Source organism: Modestobacter sp. VKM Ac-2978 (assembly GCF_026968025.1).
Lineage (GTDB): Bacteria > Actinomycetota > Actinomycetes > Mycobacteriales > Geodermatophilaceae > Modestobacter.
The window spans coordinates 136,661-150,251 of record NZ_JAPVBP010000003.1 but is presented as its reverse complement, the minus strand read 5'-3'; the positions used below and the strand labels follow the sequence as shown (position 1 = coordinate 150,251).

The following is a 13,591-nucleotide window of genomic DNA, read 5'->3' as shown; positions in this document are numbered from 1 at the left end:
AGATTCTCGTGACTCCGCTCACAGAGTTCGGAGCACGTGTCAACCCCCGGCCGGCTGCGTGCCGCTCGCCGACGCCGCAGCTCGAGGAAAGGTCCACTCCATGGCCACGACGACCCACCCGGCCGCCCGTTCGGGCGGGGCGCGGATGCACGTCCAGCGGTTCGGCACCTTCCTGTCGAACATGGTGCTGCCCAACATCGGCGCCTTCATCGCCTGGGGCCTGATCACCGCCCTCTTCATCGAGACCGGCTGGATCACCCTGATCGGCGACGCCCTCGGCTACGAGGGCGGCTACGGCTTCGTCGAGGACCTCGGCGCCTGGGGTGACGGCGCCGAGGGCACCGGGATCGTCGGCCCGATGATCACGTACCTCCTGCCGCTGCTCATCGGCTACACCGGCGGCCGGATGATGTACGACGACAACCTGCGCGGCGGCGTCGTCGGCGCCATCGCCACCATGGGCGCCATCACCGGCTCCACCGTGCCGATGTTCCTGGGCGCCATGGTCATGGGCCCGCTCGGCGGCTGGTCGATGAAGAAGCTCGACGCGCTGTGGGCGCACAAGATCCGCCCGGGCTTCGAGATGCTGATCAACAACTTCTCCGCCGGCATCTGGGGCGGGTTCCTGGCCGTCGTCGGCTTCGTGATCGCCGGCCCGTTCGTGCAGGCCTTCAGCGACCTGGCGTCCAACCTCGTGGACGTCCTGGTCGAGAACAACCTGCTGCCGCTGACCTCGATCTTCATCGAGCCGGCCAAGATCCTGTTCCTGAACAACGCCATCAACCAGGGCATCCTGACCCCGCTGGGCACCACCGAGGCGGCCCAGGCCGGCCAGTCGATCCTGTTCCTGCTCGAGGCCAACCCCGGCCCGGGCCTGGGTCTCCTGCTCGCCTTCGCCCTGTTCGGCCGCGGCGTGGCCAAGGCCTCGGCGCCCGGCGCGATCCTGATCCAGTTCGTCGGCGGCATCCACGAGATCTACTTCCCCTACGTGCTGGCCAAGCCGAAGCTGATCGCCGCGGTCATCCTCGGCGGCATGGCCGGCGTGGCCACGAACGTCCTCTTCGGCTCGGGCCTGCGCTCGCCGGCGTCCCCTGGCTCGATCATCGCCGTCTGGGCGGCGTCCCCGCCGAGCAGCCTGCTGGGCGTCACCGCCTCGGTGCTGGTCTCCGCCGGCGTCACGTTCCTGGTCGCCGCCTTCCTGCTGAAGCTGGACAAGGACGACGACGGTGACCTGACCGCGGCGACCGCCGCGATGGAGGCCAACAAGGGCAAGAAGTCGTCGGTCTCCTCCGCGCTGACCGGCGCTGGCGCCGCCCGCACCGACGGCCCGATCCGCTCCATCGTGTTCGCCTGCGACGCGGGCATGGGCTCCTCCGCCATGGGCGCCTCGGTGCTCCGCAAGAAGGTGCACGGCGCCGGGTTCGACGACGTCACCGTGGTCAACAAGGCCATCTCCAACCTCACCGACGACTACGACCTGGTGGTCACCCACGAGGACCTGACGGAGCGGGCGGAGCAGCGGACCGGCTCGGCGGTGCACGTGTCGGTGTCGGACTTCATGTCCAGCCCGCGCTACGACGAGATCGTCGAGATGCTGCAGCGGACCAACAGCGCGCCGACCGCCGAGGAGGCCACCGCCGCTGCCGCTCCCGACGGCGCCGCCGTCCCCGGGCGCCAGGCGACCGCCCCCGCCGCGGCCGGCGGCGTCGCACGACTGAGCGACGACGGAACGGACGAGGACACCGACGTCCTCGCCGTGGAGAGCATCGTCCTGGACGGCTCCGCCACCACCCGCGACGAGGCGATCCAGGAGGCCGGCGAGCTGCTGGTCGCGGCCGGCGCCGTCGACGCCTCGTACGTGCAGGCCATGCACGAGCGGGAGAAGTCCGTGTCGACCTACATGGGCAACCGGCTGGCGCTCCCGCACGGCACCAACGAGGCCAAGCCCGCCATCCGGCGCACGGCGATCTCCTTCGTGCGGCACGCCCGGGGCGTCGACTGGAACGGCAAGGAGGTCTCGTTCGTGATCGGCGTCGCCGGCGCCGGGGACGACCACCTCAAGCTGCTCGGCCGGATCGCGGAGGTCTTCGTCGACCCGGCTCAGGTCGCTCGCCTCGAGGAGGCCCGGACGCCCGCCGACGTCCTGGCCGTGCTCGGTTCGCTGCAGCCCGCGTAGGCGACCAGCCCCCACGACGGCCCCGGCCGACCCACACGGGTCGACCGGGGCCGTCGTGCGTGCTCAGCGGGTGTAGCGGACGGCGGCGCGGGCGCGGGCCTGGGCGGCCAGCACCTCGCGGTCCTTGGGCGGGGCGGTGGTGACCAGGTCGGCGAGCAGGTGCTCGGTCGCGTGCGCGATCTCCTCGACCGCCCGGTCGAACGCCGCCTGGTTGGCCTGCGACGGCTTGGTCGACCCGCTCACCTTGCGCACGTACTGCAGCGCCGCCGCCCGGACCTCGTCGGAGGTGGTGGCGGGCTCCAGGTTGTGCAGGACGTGGATGTTCCGACACATGCCCGGCAGCCTAGGCCCGCCCCCCGACCACCAGGATGGCCATTGTGGTGGTCCCCAGGGGCCAAACTCGCGACTTTGGCCCCCCTCCCCGCCCCGCTCGACGCCGAGTGACAGCTGAGCGGGCGTACCGGCGGGCGGATGCCCGCTGGGCTGTCACTCGACGAGGCGGGGCCCTAGGGGACGACGGTGGTCACCGGGGCGCCGCCGCGGGCCAGGGCGCGGCTGATCACCAGGCGCTGGATCTGGTTGGTGCCCTCGAAGATCTGCATGACCTTGGCCTCGCGCATGTACCGCTCGACCGGGAAGTCGCGGGTGTAGCCGTACCCGCCCAGCACCTGGACGGCGTCGGTGGTCACCTTCATCGCGTTGTCGGTGGCCACCAGCTTGGCGATCGAGGCCTGCTGGCCGTAGGGCTGGCCGGCGTCGCGCAGCCGGGCCGCGAACAGGTACGTCGCCCGCGCGGTCTCGACGGCGGCGGCCATGTCGGCGAGCAGGAAGCCCAGCCCCTGGTGCTCGATGATCGGCTTGCCGAAGGTCTCCCGTTCCTGGGCGTAGGCGACCGCGTCGTCCAGCGCGCCCTGGGCCAGGCCGGTGGCGACGGCGGCGATCCCGAGCCGGCCGGCGTCCAGCCCGGCGAGGGCGATCGACAGCCCCTCGCCCTCCTCGCCCAGCCGGCGGTCGGCGTCGACCCGGACGCCGTCGAACCGCATGGTCGCCGTGGTCGAGCCGGTCAGCCCCATCTTGCGCTCGGCGGTGTCGGCGGACAGCCCGTCGCTGTCGGCCGGCACGAGGAAGCAGGAGATGCCGCGCGCGCCGTCGTCGGAGGTGCGGGCCATGACCTTGTAGAAGTCCGCGTGCCCGCCGTGGGTGGTCCAGGCCTTCTCGCCGGTGAGCACGTAGGAGTCGCCGTCCCGCACGGCGCGGGTGCGCATCGCCGCCGGGTCGGAGCCGGCGTGCGGCTCGGAGAGGCAGTAGGCGCCCAACTGCTCGCCGCCGAGCATCTCCGGCAGCCACTGCTGCTGCTCGGGCGTGCCCCGGGTGGCGAGCCCGAAGCAGGACAGCCCGTGCACGCTCACCCCCACGCCGACGCTGGCCCAGGCGGCCGCGATCTCCTCGAGCACCTGCAGGTACACCTCGTAGGGCTGCCCGCCGCCGCCCAGCTCCTCGGCGTAGGGCAGGCCCAGCAGCCCGGCCCGGCCGAGGGTGCGGAAGACGTCGCGGGGGAACTCCTCGGCCGCCTCCGCCGCGGCCGCCCGGGGCGCGAGCTCGTCGCGGGCCAGCTGCCGGGTGAGGTCGAGCAGGTCGGCGGCCTCCTGCGTGGGGACCAGGCGACGGACGGGCACGGTGCACCTCCAGGCGGGTCGGGACGACGCCGTCCCGACCGGGTTGCAGTACTCCCGGACGGTACGCAGTACTGGACTCCCCAGCGCAACACCTCCTCCGCCGCCGCCCACCGGGAGCTCGCCGACCTCGTCGTCGCCCCGCGCTGCTGACGGACCCCGTCCTCCGCACCCCTCGCACGCTCGGGGCGAGCCTCGGGACGGGGCCGCGGAGGACGACGGTGCCGAGGTGGGCCAACGCTGGGTAAGGTCAGCCTCACCTGCTCGGCCGGCGACCCGGCCTGCCCGCCGTCCCCAGGAGTCGCTCGTGGTGCAACGCACGGCGACCTGGCCTGCCGGGGAGGTGAGCCCTCCGCCGCGCCGGGGTCTGCTGCGGGGCATGGCCCCGCGGGTGCTGGGGCTGTGGTTGCTGCTGGCCGTCGTCGTGGCGGTCTGCGCGCTGAGCATCGCCGTCGGCACCAGGCCGATCGGCCTGGGCACCGTGTGGCAGGCGCTGATCGACCCGAGCACCCCCGGCGACGAGACGGTGATCATCCGCGAGCTACGGGTGCCGCGGACCCTGCTCGGTGTGCTCGCCGGTTCTGCCCTGGCCGTCTCCGGGGCGCTGATGCAGGGCCACACCCGCAACCCGCTGGGCGACCCCGGCCTGCTCGGCGTCACCGCGGGCGCCTCGTTCGCCGTCGTCCTCTCGATCTGGCTGCTCGGCATCACCACGGCCGGCGGGTACGTCTGGTTCGCCTTCGCCGGCGCGCTGCTGGGCAGCGTGGCGGTCTTCCTGATCGGCTCGGCCGGCCGGGGGGCGCCCAGCCCGGTGAGCCTGGCCCTCGCGGGGGCGGCGATCACCTACCTGCTCTACGCCCTGGTGCAGGCGGTCACCATCCGCGAGACGACGGCGCTCGACGCCTACCGGTTCTGGGTCGTCGGCGCACTGGCCGGGCGGGACGTCGAGGTCGTCACCCAGGTCGCCCCCTTCATCGTGGTCGGCCTGGCGCTCGCCCTGGTCAACGCCCCGGCGCTGAACCTGCTGAGCCTGGGGGAGGACGTCGCCCGGGGGCTGGGCCAGCGGGTCTGGCTGGCCCGCGTGGTCGGGCTCGCCGCCATCACCCTGCTCACCGGGGCCGCCACCGCCGCGTGCGGCCCGATCGCCTTCGTCGGGCTGGTCGTGCCGCACGTCGCCCGGGCGATCACCGGCCCCGACCACCGCTGGCTGATCCCGTACTCGGCGCTGCTCGGCGTGGTCTTCCTGCTGCTCGCCGACGTCCTGGGCCGGGTGCTGGCCCGGCCGGGTGAGCTGCAGGTCGGCATCGTGCTCGCCGTCGTCGGTGCGCCGTTCTTCATCGCGCTGATCCGCCGCCGCCGGCTGGTGCAGCTGTGAGCACCACGGCGCCCACCCGGGCCACCACCCCCCGGTCCCGGCCCCGCCGGCCGCTGCGGGTCGGCCCGGTCTCCGCCACCTACCGGCTGCGCGACGTGCTGGTGCCGATCGCGGTCGTGCTGGTGCTGGTGCTGGCCGCCGCGACCAGCCTCGGCCGCGGTGACTACCCGATCGGCGTGCTCGACGTGCTCGGCACGCTGGTCGGGCTGGGCGACGAGACCCAGCGGTTGATCGTGTTCGAGCTGCGCGCACCGCGGATCGCGGTGGCCGTGCTCGTCGGGGTGGCGCTCGGCCTGTCCGGCGCGCTCATCCAGACCTTCGCCCGCAACCCGCTCGCCAGCCCGGACATCCTGGGCGTCACCGGTGGGGCGGCGATCGGCGCGGTGAGCGTGATCGTGCTGGGCGGCACCGGCACCACCGCGGCCGGGCTGCTCGGCGGGATCGGCATCCCGGCCGCGGCCCTGCTCGGCGGCATGGTCGTGGCCTTCCTGGTCTTCGGGCTCGCCTGGCGGTCGGGGGTCGACGGCTACCGGCTGGTGCTCATCGGCATCGGGTTGTCCGCGATGGCCCAGGCGATCGTCAACTACCTGCTCACCCGCAGCGCCCTCTGGGACGCGGCCGCCGCCAACGTGTGGATCACCGGGTCGCTGAACGGGCGCGGCTGGGAGCAGGCGCTGCCCCTGGCCCTGTCGCTCCTGGTGCTGGTCCCGGCAGCCCTCGCGCTGAGCCGGGTGCTCGGCGTCCTGCAGTACGGGGACGAGACGGCGCGGGCGCTCGGGGTGCGCGTCCCGCTGGCCCAGGGCGTCGTCGTCGTGGTCGCGGTCTGCCTGGCCGCGTTCGCCGTCTCGGCGGCCGGGCCGATCCAGTTCGTCGCCCTCGTCGTCCCCCAGATCGCCGTCCGGCTGACCGGCGGGTCACGCCCGCCGCTGGTCACCTCCGCCCTGCTGGGCGCACTGTTGCTGGTCAGCAGCGACCTGGTCGCCCGGACCGCACTGCCCGAGTCGTTCCCGGTCGGCGTGATCACCGCGATCGTCGGCGCCCCGTACCTGCTCTGGCTCCTCGTCCGCGGAAGGCGGCGATCCACCCTGTGACCGTGACCGAGCACCGCACCTCCTCCGCCGGTGCCGAGCAGCCCCCGTCGGTGCGGCTGGCCGCCGACGGCGTCCGGCTCGCCTACGGCGACAAGGTCGTCGTCGACGGTCTGGACCTGGAGCTCACCGACGGGTCGTTCACCGCGATCGTCGGCCCCAACGGGTGCGGCAAGTCCACCGTGCTGAAGGCGCTGGGGAGGTTGCTGCGCCCGACCTCCGGAACCGTCCTGCTCGACGGCCGGGCGATCGGCGCCACCTCGACCCGCGACGTCGCCAAGGTGCTGGGCCTGCTGCCGCAGACGCCGCTGGCACCCGAGGGGCTCACCGTCGCCGACCTGGTCGCCCGGGGGCGGCACCCGCACCAGAGCTGGCTGCGGCAGTGGTCCTCCGACGACGAGGCCGTGGTCACCGAGGCGCTGACCTGGACCGACATGGCCGACCTCGCCGACTCCCCGGTCGACGCGCTGTCCGGGGGGCAGCGCCAGCGGGCCTGGATCTCCATGGCGCTGGCCCAGGGCACCGACCTGCTGCTGCTCGACGAGCCGACGACCTACCTCGACCTCGCCCACCAGGTCGACGTGCTGGAGCTGGTGGGCCGGCTGCACGCGGAGAAGGGCCGGACCGTGGTGGTCGTGCTGCACGACCTCAACCTGGCCGCCCGGTACGCGAAGCGGCTGGTCGCGATGAAGGACGGCGTCCTGGTCGCCTCCGGGACCCCGGAGGAGGTGCTCACCGAGCAGCTGCTGGCCGACGTCTTCGAGCTGGAGGCCCGGGTGGTGCCCGACCCGGTGACCGGCACCCCGATGGTGGTCCCGGTCCGCCGCCTCCGCTAGCCCGCCTGCCCACCCCCTCCGCAGACGATCATGGAGCTGCGGTGGCGACCCGCCGTTGCGCACCGGCGGGTCGCCACGTCAGCTCCATGATCACCCCGAAGAGGGGCGGGAGAGGGGAGGGGTCAGGGCCGCGGGGCCCGGGGCTCGGGCTGGACCGCCTCGCTGTGGCCGTTGGGGCTGTGGCGGACGACCAGTTCGAAGTCGTCGCCGTGCCGGGTGATCCCGTCGACGACCGCGGCCTCGACGGCCTCGCTGGCGTAGGTGCTGCGCAACACCATGGGGTCCGAGCGGAGGTCCTTGGTCAGCGCGACCGCCAGCCCGATCATCACCAGCGCGAAGGGGAGCGCGGCGATGATCGTCAGGTTCCGCAGCCCCTGCAGCGCCTCGTCACCGCCGACGAGCAGCATCACGGCGGCGACGCCACCGGTCAGCAGCCCCCAGAAGACGACCATCTTCGACGTCGGCTCACGGGTGCCGCGCTCGGACAGCGACGCCATCACGATCGAGGCCGAGTCCGCGCCGGTGACGAAGAAGATGCCGACCAGCAGCATCACGATGACGCTGGTGACGGTGGTGAACGGCAGCTCCTGGAGCAGGCCGAACAACTGGCCCTCGGCCGTCGACTGGCCGGCGAGGTCCTGGCCCGACTGCTGGGCCCCGATCCCGGCACCGCCGAAGATCGCGAACCAGAACAGGGTGACGACGCTGGGCACGAGCAGCACGCCGGCGATGAACTCCCGGATGGTGCGGCCGCGGCTGATCCGGGCGAGGAAGACGCCGACGAACGGCGTCCAGGAGATCCACCAGGCCCAGTAGAAGACCGTCCAGCCCGAGAGCCACTCGGCCATCTCGTCGCCGCCGGAGGCGTTGGTGCGCGCAGCCATCTCGGGGAGCTCGGCGGCGTAGGAGCCCAGCGCGGTCGGGATGAGGTTCAGCATCAGGACCGTGGGGCCCACCACGAAGACGAACAGCGCCAGGGTGAACGCCAGGCCGACGTTGATGTTGGACAGCCACTGGATGCCGCGGGCGACGCCGGAGAAGGCGGAGGCCACGAAGGCCGCGGTCAGCACCGCGATGATGCCCACCGTCGCCGCGTTGCCCACCGGACCCAGCCAGCCGAGGATCTCCAGCCCGCTGCCGATCTGCAGGGCCCCGAGCCCCAGCGAGGCGGCCGTGCCGAAGAGCGTGGCGAAGATGGCGAGGACGTCGATCACCTTGCCGGCCGGCCCTTCGGCGACGCCGCGCCCGAACAGCGAGGTGAAGGCCGAGGAGAGCAGCTGCCCCCGGCCCCGGCGGTAGGTGCCGTACGCGACGGCCAGCCCGACCAGGGCGTACAGCGCCCAGGGGTGCAGCGTCCAGTGGAAGAGCGTCGTGGCCATCGCCGTGGTGACGGCCTCCTGGGTCTCGCCGTCGACGGTGCCCGGCGGCGGGGAGACGTAGTGCGACAGGGGCTCGGAGACGCCGAAGAACATCAGCCCGATGCCCATGCCGGCGCTGAACATCATCGCGATCCAGCTGATCGTCCGGAACTCCGGCCGTTCACCGTCCCCGCCGAGCGGGATGCGGCCGTAGGCGCTGGCGGCGATCCAGAGCACGAAGAGCACCACGGCGGTGCCGAGCAGCACGAAGAACCAGCCGAGGTTCAGCTCGATCCAGCCGAGCGCGCTGCTGCTGGCCGAGCCCAGGCCGCTGGGGGTGAGGAACCCCCAGGCGAGGAAGGCCAGCGAGAGGAGGGCTGCGACCCCGAAGACCGTCCGGTCCAGCCGCGGCTTGCGCTCCTCGTCCTGCACCGGGGGCTGAGCGATCGCCGGGTGCGTCTGGCTGGGGACGTCGGGGTCGAGCACGTCGTCGATCGTCTGGCCGGTCGCGCCGGCGTCGTCGACGGCCGGGGCCTGATCGGCAGCCGGGGCCTGGTCGGCGCCCGGGGCCTCGCCGCTGCGGGTCGAGCCGGACGACGGCTGCCCAGGTGGGTTGTTCGGTGGGTTCGTCACGTGGCGTGGCGCCTGATCGGCGCCCCTCCCTTCGGGTCGGCGCGCAGGTCGAGCGAGCTGCCCCACACTCAGGACAACTCGTTGTACGGACCACCGTCCTTGCCTCCGGGCCCGGATGCAAATCCGTGGCGCGCGCACCAGCGGCCCCACCGAACCCACCCACACCACCCGCGCACCCCACGCACAGGTCCACGGGCCACACTGGGCGGTGATGAACGTGCTCGCCGCCGGCCCGGTCACCGACTTCTTCTACTGGCTCCGCGGACCCGCCCTCGACGCACTCCTGATCGTGCTGGGCGCGCTGCTGGTGGCCCGGCTGGTCAGCTGGGCCGGGAACCGGATCACCGACCGGATCGACGCCGCCGCGACCGACTCCGACGCCCTGGTGCGCTCCGAGGCAGCCAAGCACCGGCACTCGCTGACCCAGGTGCTGACCTGGGCGGCGATCGTGCTGATCTGGTCGATCGCGGTCATCTTCGCGCTCGACCGGCTGGGGCTCCCGGTCACCGGCCTGGTCGCCCCGGCCACCGTGCTCGGCGTCGGGCTGGGCTTCGGCGCCCAGCGGGTCGTCGGTGACGTGCTGGCCGGCTTCTTCCTGATCACCGAGCGGCAGTACGGCTTCGGCGACGTCGTCTCCATCCAGGTGGTCGGTGGCATGGAGCCCGCGTCCGGGACGGTCGAGGACGTCACCCTGCGGATCACCCGGGTGCGCTCGGTCGACGGAGAGGTGGTGATCGTGCCCAACGGCCAGATCGTCAAGGTCACCAACCTCTCGCGCGACTGGGCCCGGGCCGTCGTCGACGTGCCGGTGCCCGCGACCGCCGACGTCACCCGGGTGCAGGAGGTGCTGCGGGAGGTCGGGCAACGCGCCTTCGCCGACCCGCGGCTGCACAAGCTGCTGCTCGACGAGCCCAGCGTGATGGGCGTGGAGAGCCTCTCGCTGGACGAGGTGAACCTGCGGGTCGTCGCCCGCACGCTGCCGGGCAAGCAGTTCGACGTGGGCCGCGACCTCCGGGCCCGGGTGGCGCTGGCGCTGTCCCGGGAGGGCGTGTCGCTCCGCGCCACCAACGTGCAGGACGGCGTGAGCATCCAGGACGAGGCGTTGGCCGAGGACCGGGCACGGACGGGAGGGGCCGCATGAGCACGTCGTCGGACGATCAGCCCACCAAGGTCCTGCCGCAGGCCGCCACCGAACAACCGTCCGCGGTCGCCGCCCCGGCCACCCGGCGCTCGCCGACCTGGCACGAGCGGGTGCCCTCGCACATCGGGCGGGCCCGCACCTCGACCGTGGTGCTCGGCGGCCTGTTCGTGGTGCTGTTCGTGCTCAACCTCTTCCTGCCGAGCCGGGACAGCGGGACCACGCCCGTCACGCTCCCGAACGGGGAGACGGTCGACGTGCCCAACTCCGCGCTGCCCAGCGACGTGCCCACGGACACGCCGACGCCCCCGGAGCCGGAGACGCCCGTCCCGGTCGTGCCGACGAGCCCGGTGCCGCCGGACAACGGGGAGGACGAGGAGCCCGCGGGCACGCCGCCCCGCACGACCACCCCCCGCGCGCCGTCCGCGACCCCGACGCCGACCCGGACCCCGTCGCCCACCAGCGAGACGACGGAGCAGGATGAGGAGACGACGGACTCCGACCCGACCGGCACCACGACGGTCGAGACGACGGCGGACCCGACCGACTGATCCCTCAGAACGAGGTGACGACGGCGATCCCCGGCTCGCGGCCCACCGCGGCCAGCGCGGCACCGGCGTCGTCCAGGCCGAGCTCGCGGGTGACCAGCAGCTCCGGGTGCAGCCGGCCGGCGGTGATCAGCGAGAGCATCGCCGGGTAGTCGGCCGCCGCCATCCCGTGGCTGCCCAGCAGGGCGAGCTCGCCGGCGATCACCCGCTCCATCGGGATCTCCGGGCGGCCGAGCACCGGCGGCAGCAGCCCGACCTGCACGTGCCGCCCCCGCGGGCGGAGGCTGCGGATGGAGTTCAGGCAGGTCACGGCGGCGCCGAGGGCGTCCAGCGAGACGTGCGCACCGCCGTCGGTCAGCTCGGCGATCGCGCCGGGGACGTCGCCGGCGCCGTCCACGGTGTGCTCCGCACCGCAGGCCCGGGCCAGCTCGAGGGCACCCGGGGCGATGTCGACGGCCACGACCCGGGCCCCGGCCGCCACCGCGACCTGGACCGCGGACAACCCGACCCCGCCGCAGCCGTGCACCGCCACCCACTCCCCGGGCCGCACCCGGCCGACGCCGGTGACGGCCCGGAAGGCGGTGGCGAACCGGCAGCCCAGGCCGGCCGCGGTGGCGAACGGCATGCCGTCGGGCAGGGCGACCAGGTTGACGTCGGCGGCGTCGAGGGCGACGAACTCGGCCAGTGAGCCCCAGTGCGTGAACCCGGGCTGGGTCTGGTTCAGGCAGACCTGCCCGGCCCCGTCCCGGCACGGCCCGCAGTGCCCGCACGCGCAGACGAACGGCACGGTGACCCGGTCGCCCACCGACCAGGTCCGCACCCGGTCACCGACCGCGGCGACGGTGCCAGCGAGCTCGTGACCGGGCACGTGCGGCAGGACGACGTCGGGGTCGTGGCCGGACCAGCCGTGCCAGTCGCTGCGACAGATGCCGCTGGCGCCCACCCGGACGACGACGCCGTCCCGGTCGGGGGTGGGGTCGGGCACCGACCGGACCGCCAGCGGGCCACCGAACTCCTCGAACACCAACGCGCGCACCCCGACAGCCTCCCCCGAGGGGCCGAAGTCGCGACTTTGGCCCCTCGGGGAGGCTGTCGGCGTGGGCTTCAGCGGGCCAGCAGCTCCTGGAGCGCAGCGTCCGTGCCGCCGTCCACGTCGACCACCTTCGAGCGGGCCGTGGCGCCGGTGACGAGCGTGACCGCGGAGCGGCGGACGCCGAACGCGGCAGCGACCGCGGCCAGCGCCGCCTCGGTGGCCTTGCCGTCGACCGCCCGCGCCGACACCCGGACGACGAGGGCACCGCCGTGCTCGCCGCCGACCTGTGTCCGCCCCGCCCCCGGCCGCACCCTGATCGCCACCCGCACGGCCCGCAGTCTCCTACCCGCGCCTCAGGTGCGGCTCCACCGCGGCGGCCACGTCCGGCGCATCCAGCAGCGGGAGGGTGTGGTGCGTGGCGTCGGCCAGCCGGACGACCGTGGTGCCCGGCAACGCGGCCGCACGCCGGGCCACCCGGTCGGGGTCGTGTGCCCGGCTCCTCCCGGCGACCACCACCAGCGTCGGCACCGCCAGCGCCGACAGCTCGGCCGCGCTGGGACGCCGGGTCCGCACCAGGGGACCGTGGTCGCGCAGCGCGCCCCGGACGTGGGTGTCGACCCAGGCCTCCGGGAGCGCGCGCCCCGCCGTCTCCCAGTCCAGGAACCGGCGCACCCGTCGCTGGGTGGGCCGCACCAGCGACGGGACGGCCCGCACCAGGTAGCCCGGGCGGAAGCCGGCGACGACGGCCGTCGGGTCCAGCAGCGTCAGGGTCGCCACCCGGTGCGGAGCGGCCAGCGCCGCGCGGAGACCGAGGTGCGCCCCCGCGGAGTGCCCGACCACGTGCCAGCGGGGGCACCCGACCGCGGTCTGCAACTCCGCCAGCCAGGACACGAGGTCCGCGGACGAGCGCGGCGGCCGGCTGGTCGCGCTGAGCCCGACGTCGCCGGGCTGGTCTGGTGCCAGCAACCGGCACCGGCCGGCGAGCTCGCCGGCCAGGTCCGCCCAGGCGGTGGCGGTCGCCCCGCCGCCGTGCAGCAGCAGCACCGCCGGCGCGTCGAGGGGCCCGGCGGCGAGCAGGTGGGTCCGGCCCCACGACGTCGGGACGTCGGTCTGCGTCGCGCCGGCGGGCCAGCGCCCAGCGGCGGCTGCGTAGCTCTCGGCGAAGGTCGAGGTCACCCCCGTGAGTCAACTAGAGTGTCTAGCTACCTGACAAGCTGGATACCTTCGCGCCATGCGAGAGGACGCCCCCGGCACCGTGCACCGGCTGCGGGCGCTGACCGTGCTCCTCGATCAGCACGGCGGCGCCTTCGCCGCGCAGCACGGCCTCGGCGGTACCGACGTCCGGGCGCTCATCGCGCTGCTGGACATGGAGCGCGGCGGAGTGGACGCCAGCCCCACGCGGCTGGCCCGCGAACTCCGGCTGACCACCGCGTCCACCACCGTGCTGCTCGACCGGTTGGAGCGAGCCGGGCACGTGCGCAGGACGGCGCGCACCGACGACCGGCGCCGGGTGGACGTCACCGTCACCGACGCCGCCAAGCAGCTGGGGTGGACCTTCTTCGGGCCGCTGATCACTGCCACCCGCGCGGTGCTCGACGAACGCACCGCAGCCGAGCGCGCGGTCATCGACCGGTTCCTGGACGACCTGGTCACCGCCCTGGAGGCCGGACCGGAGGACGGGCCGACACGGGACCACCGGTGACCGACAGCCGCCCTCGCGAATACCACCGCAC

At 74.0% G+C, this 13,591-nt stretch carries 13 protein-coding genes; 7 read left to right on the top strand and 6 right to left on the bottom strand.

All coding sequences use genetic code 11. The annotated features are described in order from the left end of the window. Window positions 1-100 precede the first annotated feature (100 nt). The gene (locus O2W53_RS08285; protein ID WP_269162582.1) at window positions 101-2,176 is read left to right on the top strand and encodes a PTS mannitol transporter subunit IICBA; all 2,076 of its coding nucleotides are present in this window, start codon (window positions 101-103) and stop codon (window positions 2,174-2,176) included. 63 nt (window positions 2,177-2,239) lie between these two features. On the opposite strand, the gene O2W53_RS08280 is transcribed toward O2W53_RS08285, so the two are convergent. Together O2W53_RS08280 and O2W53_RS08275 are read right to left on the bottom strand one after the other, a co-directional pair. Then, window positions 2,240-2,509, bottom strand: coding sequence for a DUF2277 domain-containing protein (locus O2W53_RS08280; RefSeq protein WP_269162581.1), 270 nt, complete (start codon window positions 2,507-2,509; stop codon window positions 2,240-2,242). A gap of 173 nt (window positions 2,510-2,682) precedes the next feature. Next, complete coding sequence (locus O2W53_RS08275) at window positions 2,683-3,852, bottom strand: acyl-CoA dehydrogenase family protein (protein ID WP_269162580.1); 1,170 nt, start codon at window positions 3,850-3,852, stop codon at window positions 2,683-2,685. Between the two features lie 304 nt (window positions 3,853-4,156). On the opposite strand from O2W53_RS08275, the gene O2W53_RS08270 reads away from it, so the two are divergent. Genes O2W53_RS08270 through O2W53_RS08260 form a run of 3 tightly spaced genes read left to right on the top strand, consistent with a single transcriptional unit; the run spans window position 4,157 to window position 7,148 of the window. Next, window positions 4,157-5,224, top strand: a complete 1,068-nt coding sequence (locus O2W53_RS08270; RefSeq protein ID WP_269162579.1) for a FecCD family ABC transporter permease — start codon at window positions 4,157-4,159, stop codon at window positions 5,222-5,224. Beyond that, window positions 5,221-6,315 (top strand): FecCD family ABC transporter permease, encoded by a 1,095-nt coding sequence (locus O2W53_RS08265; protein ID WP_269162578.1) that lies wholly within the window; start codon window positions 5,221-5,223, stop codon window positions 6,313-6,315. Before O2W53_RS08270 ends, O2W53_RS08265 begins: the two co-directional genes overlap by 4 nt. Before the next feature lie 2 nt (window positions 6,316-6,317). Further along, window positions 6,318-7,148 carry an ABC transporter ATP-binding protein gene (locus O2W53_RS08260; protein WP_269162576.1) on the top strand — a complete coding sequence of 277 codons (831 nt, stop codon included), beginning with the start codon at window positions 6,318-6,320 and terminating at the stop codon, window positions 7,146-7,148. A gap of 122 nt (window positions 7,149-7,270) precedes the next feature. Here the strand turns inward: O2W53_RS08260 and O2W53_RS08255 are convergent, their stop codons facing one another. Beyond that, complete coding sequence (locus O2W53_RS08255; RefSeq protein WP_269162575.1) at window positions 7,271-9,139, bottom strand: BCCT family transporter; 1,869 nt, start codon at window positions 9,137-9,139, stop codon at window positions 7,271-7,273. A gap of 211 nt (window positions 9,140-9,350) precedes the next feature. On the opposite strand from O2W53_RS08255, the gene O2W53_RS08250 reads away from it, so the two are divergent. Then, entirely contained in the window at window positions 9,351-10,280 is a 930-nt protein-coding gene (locus tag O2W53_RS08250) for a mechanosensitive ion channel family protein (RefSeq protein ID WP_269162574.1), read from the top strand. Continuing rightward, entirely contained in the window at window positions 10,277-10,828 is a 552-nt protein-coding gene (locus O2W53_RS08245) for a hypothetical protein (RefSeq protein ID WP_269162573.1), read from the top strand. Before O2W53_RS08250 ends, O2W53_RS08245 begins: the two co-directional genes overlap by 4 nt. Before the next feature lie 4 nt (window positions 10,829-10,832). On the opposite strand, the gene O2W53_RS08240 is transcribed toward O2W53_RS08245, so the two are convergent. The 3 genes from O2W53_RS08240 to O2W53_RS08230 all read right to left on the bottom strand — a co-directional run bounded on the left by O2W53_RS08240 (window position 10,833) and on the right by O2W53_RS08230 (window position 13,034). Further along, window positions 10,833-11,861 (bottom strand): zinc-dependent alcohol dehydrogenase family protein, encoded by a 1,029-nt coding sequence (locus O2W53_RS08240; protein WP_269162572.1) that lies wholly within the window; start codon window positions 11,859-11,861, stop codon window positions 10,833-10,835. Between the two features lie 68 nt (window positions 11,862-11,929). Further along, entirely contained in the window at window positions 11,930-12,187 is a 258-nt protein-coding gene (locus O2W53_RS08235) for a DUF167 domain-containing protein (RefSeq protein ID WP_269162571.1), read from the bottom strand. 13 nt (window positions 12,188-12,200) lie between these two features. Continuing rightward, window positions 12,201-13,034: an alpha/beta fold hydrolase gene (locus O2W53_RS08230; RefSeq protein ID WP_269162570.1), complete on the bottom strand. Its 834-nt coding sequence runs from the start codon at window positions 13,032-13,034 to the stop codon at window positions 12,201-12,203. A 55-nt stretch (window positions 13,035-13,089) separates the two neighbouring features. Between O2W53_RS08230 and O2W53_RS08225 the strand changes: the two genes are divergently transcribed. Next, a complete protein-coding gene (locus tag O2W53_RS08225; RefSeq protein ID WP_269162569.1) occupies window positions 13,090-13,560 on the top strand; it encodes a MarR family winged helix-turn-helix transcriptional regulator in 471 nt (156 codons plus the stop codon). Window positions 13,561-13,591 lie beyond the last annotated feature (31 nt).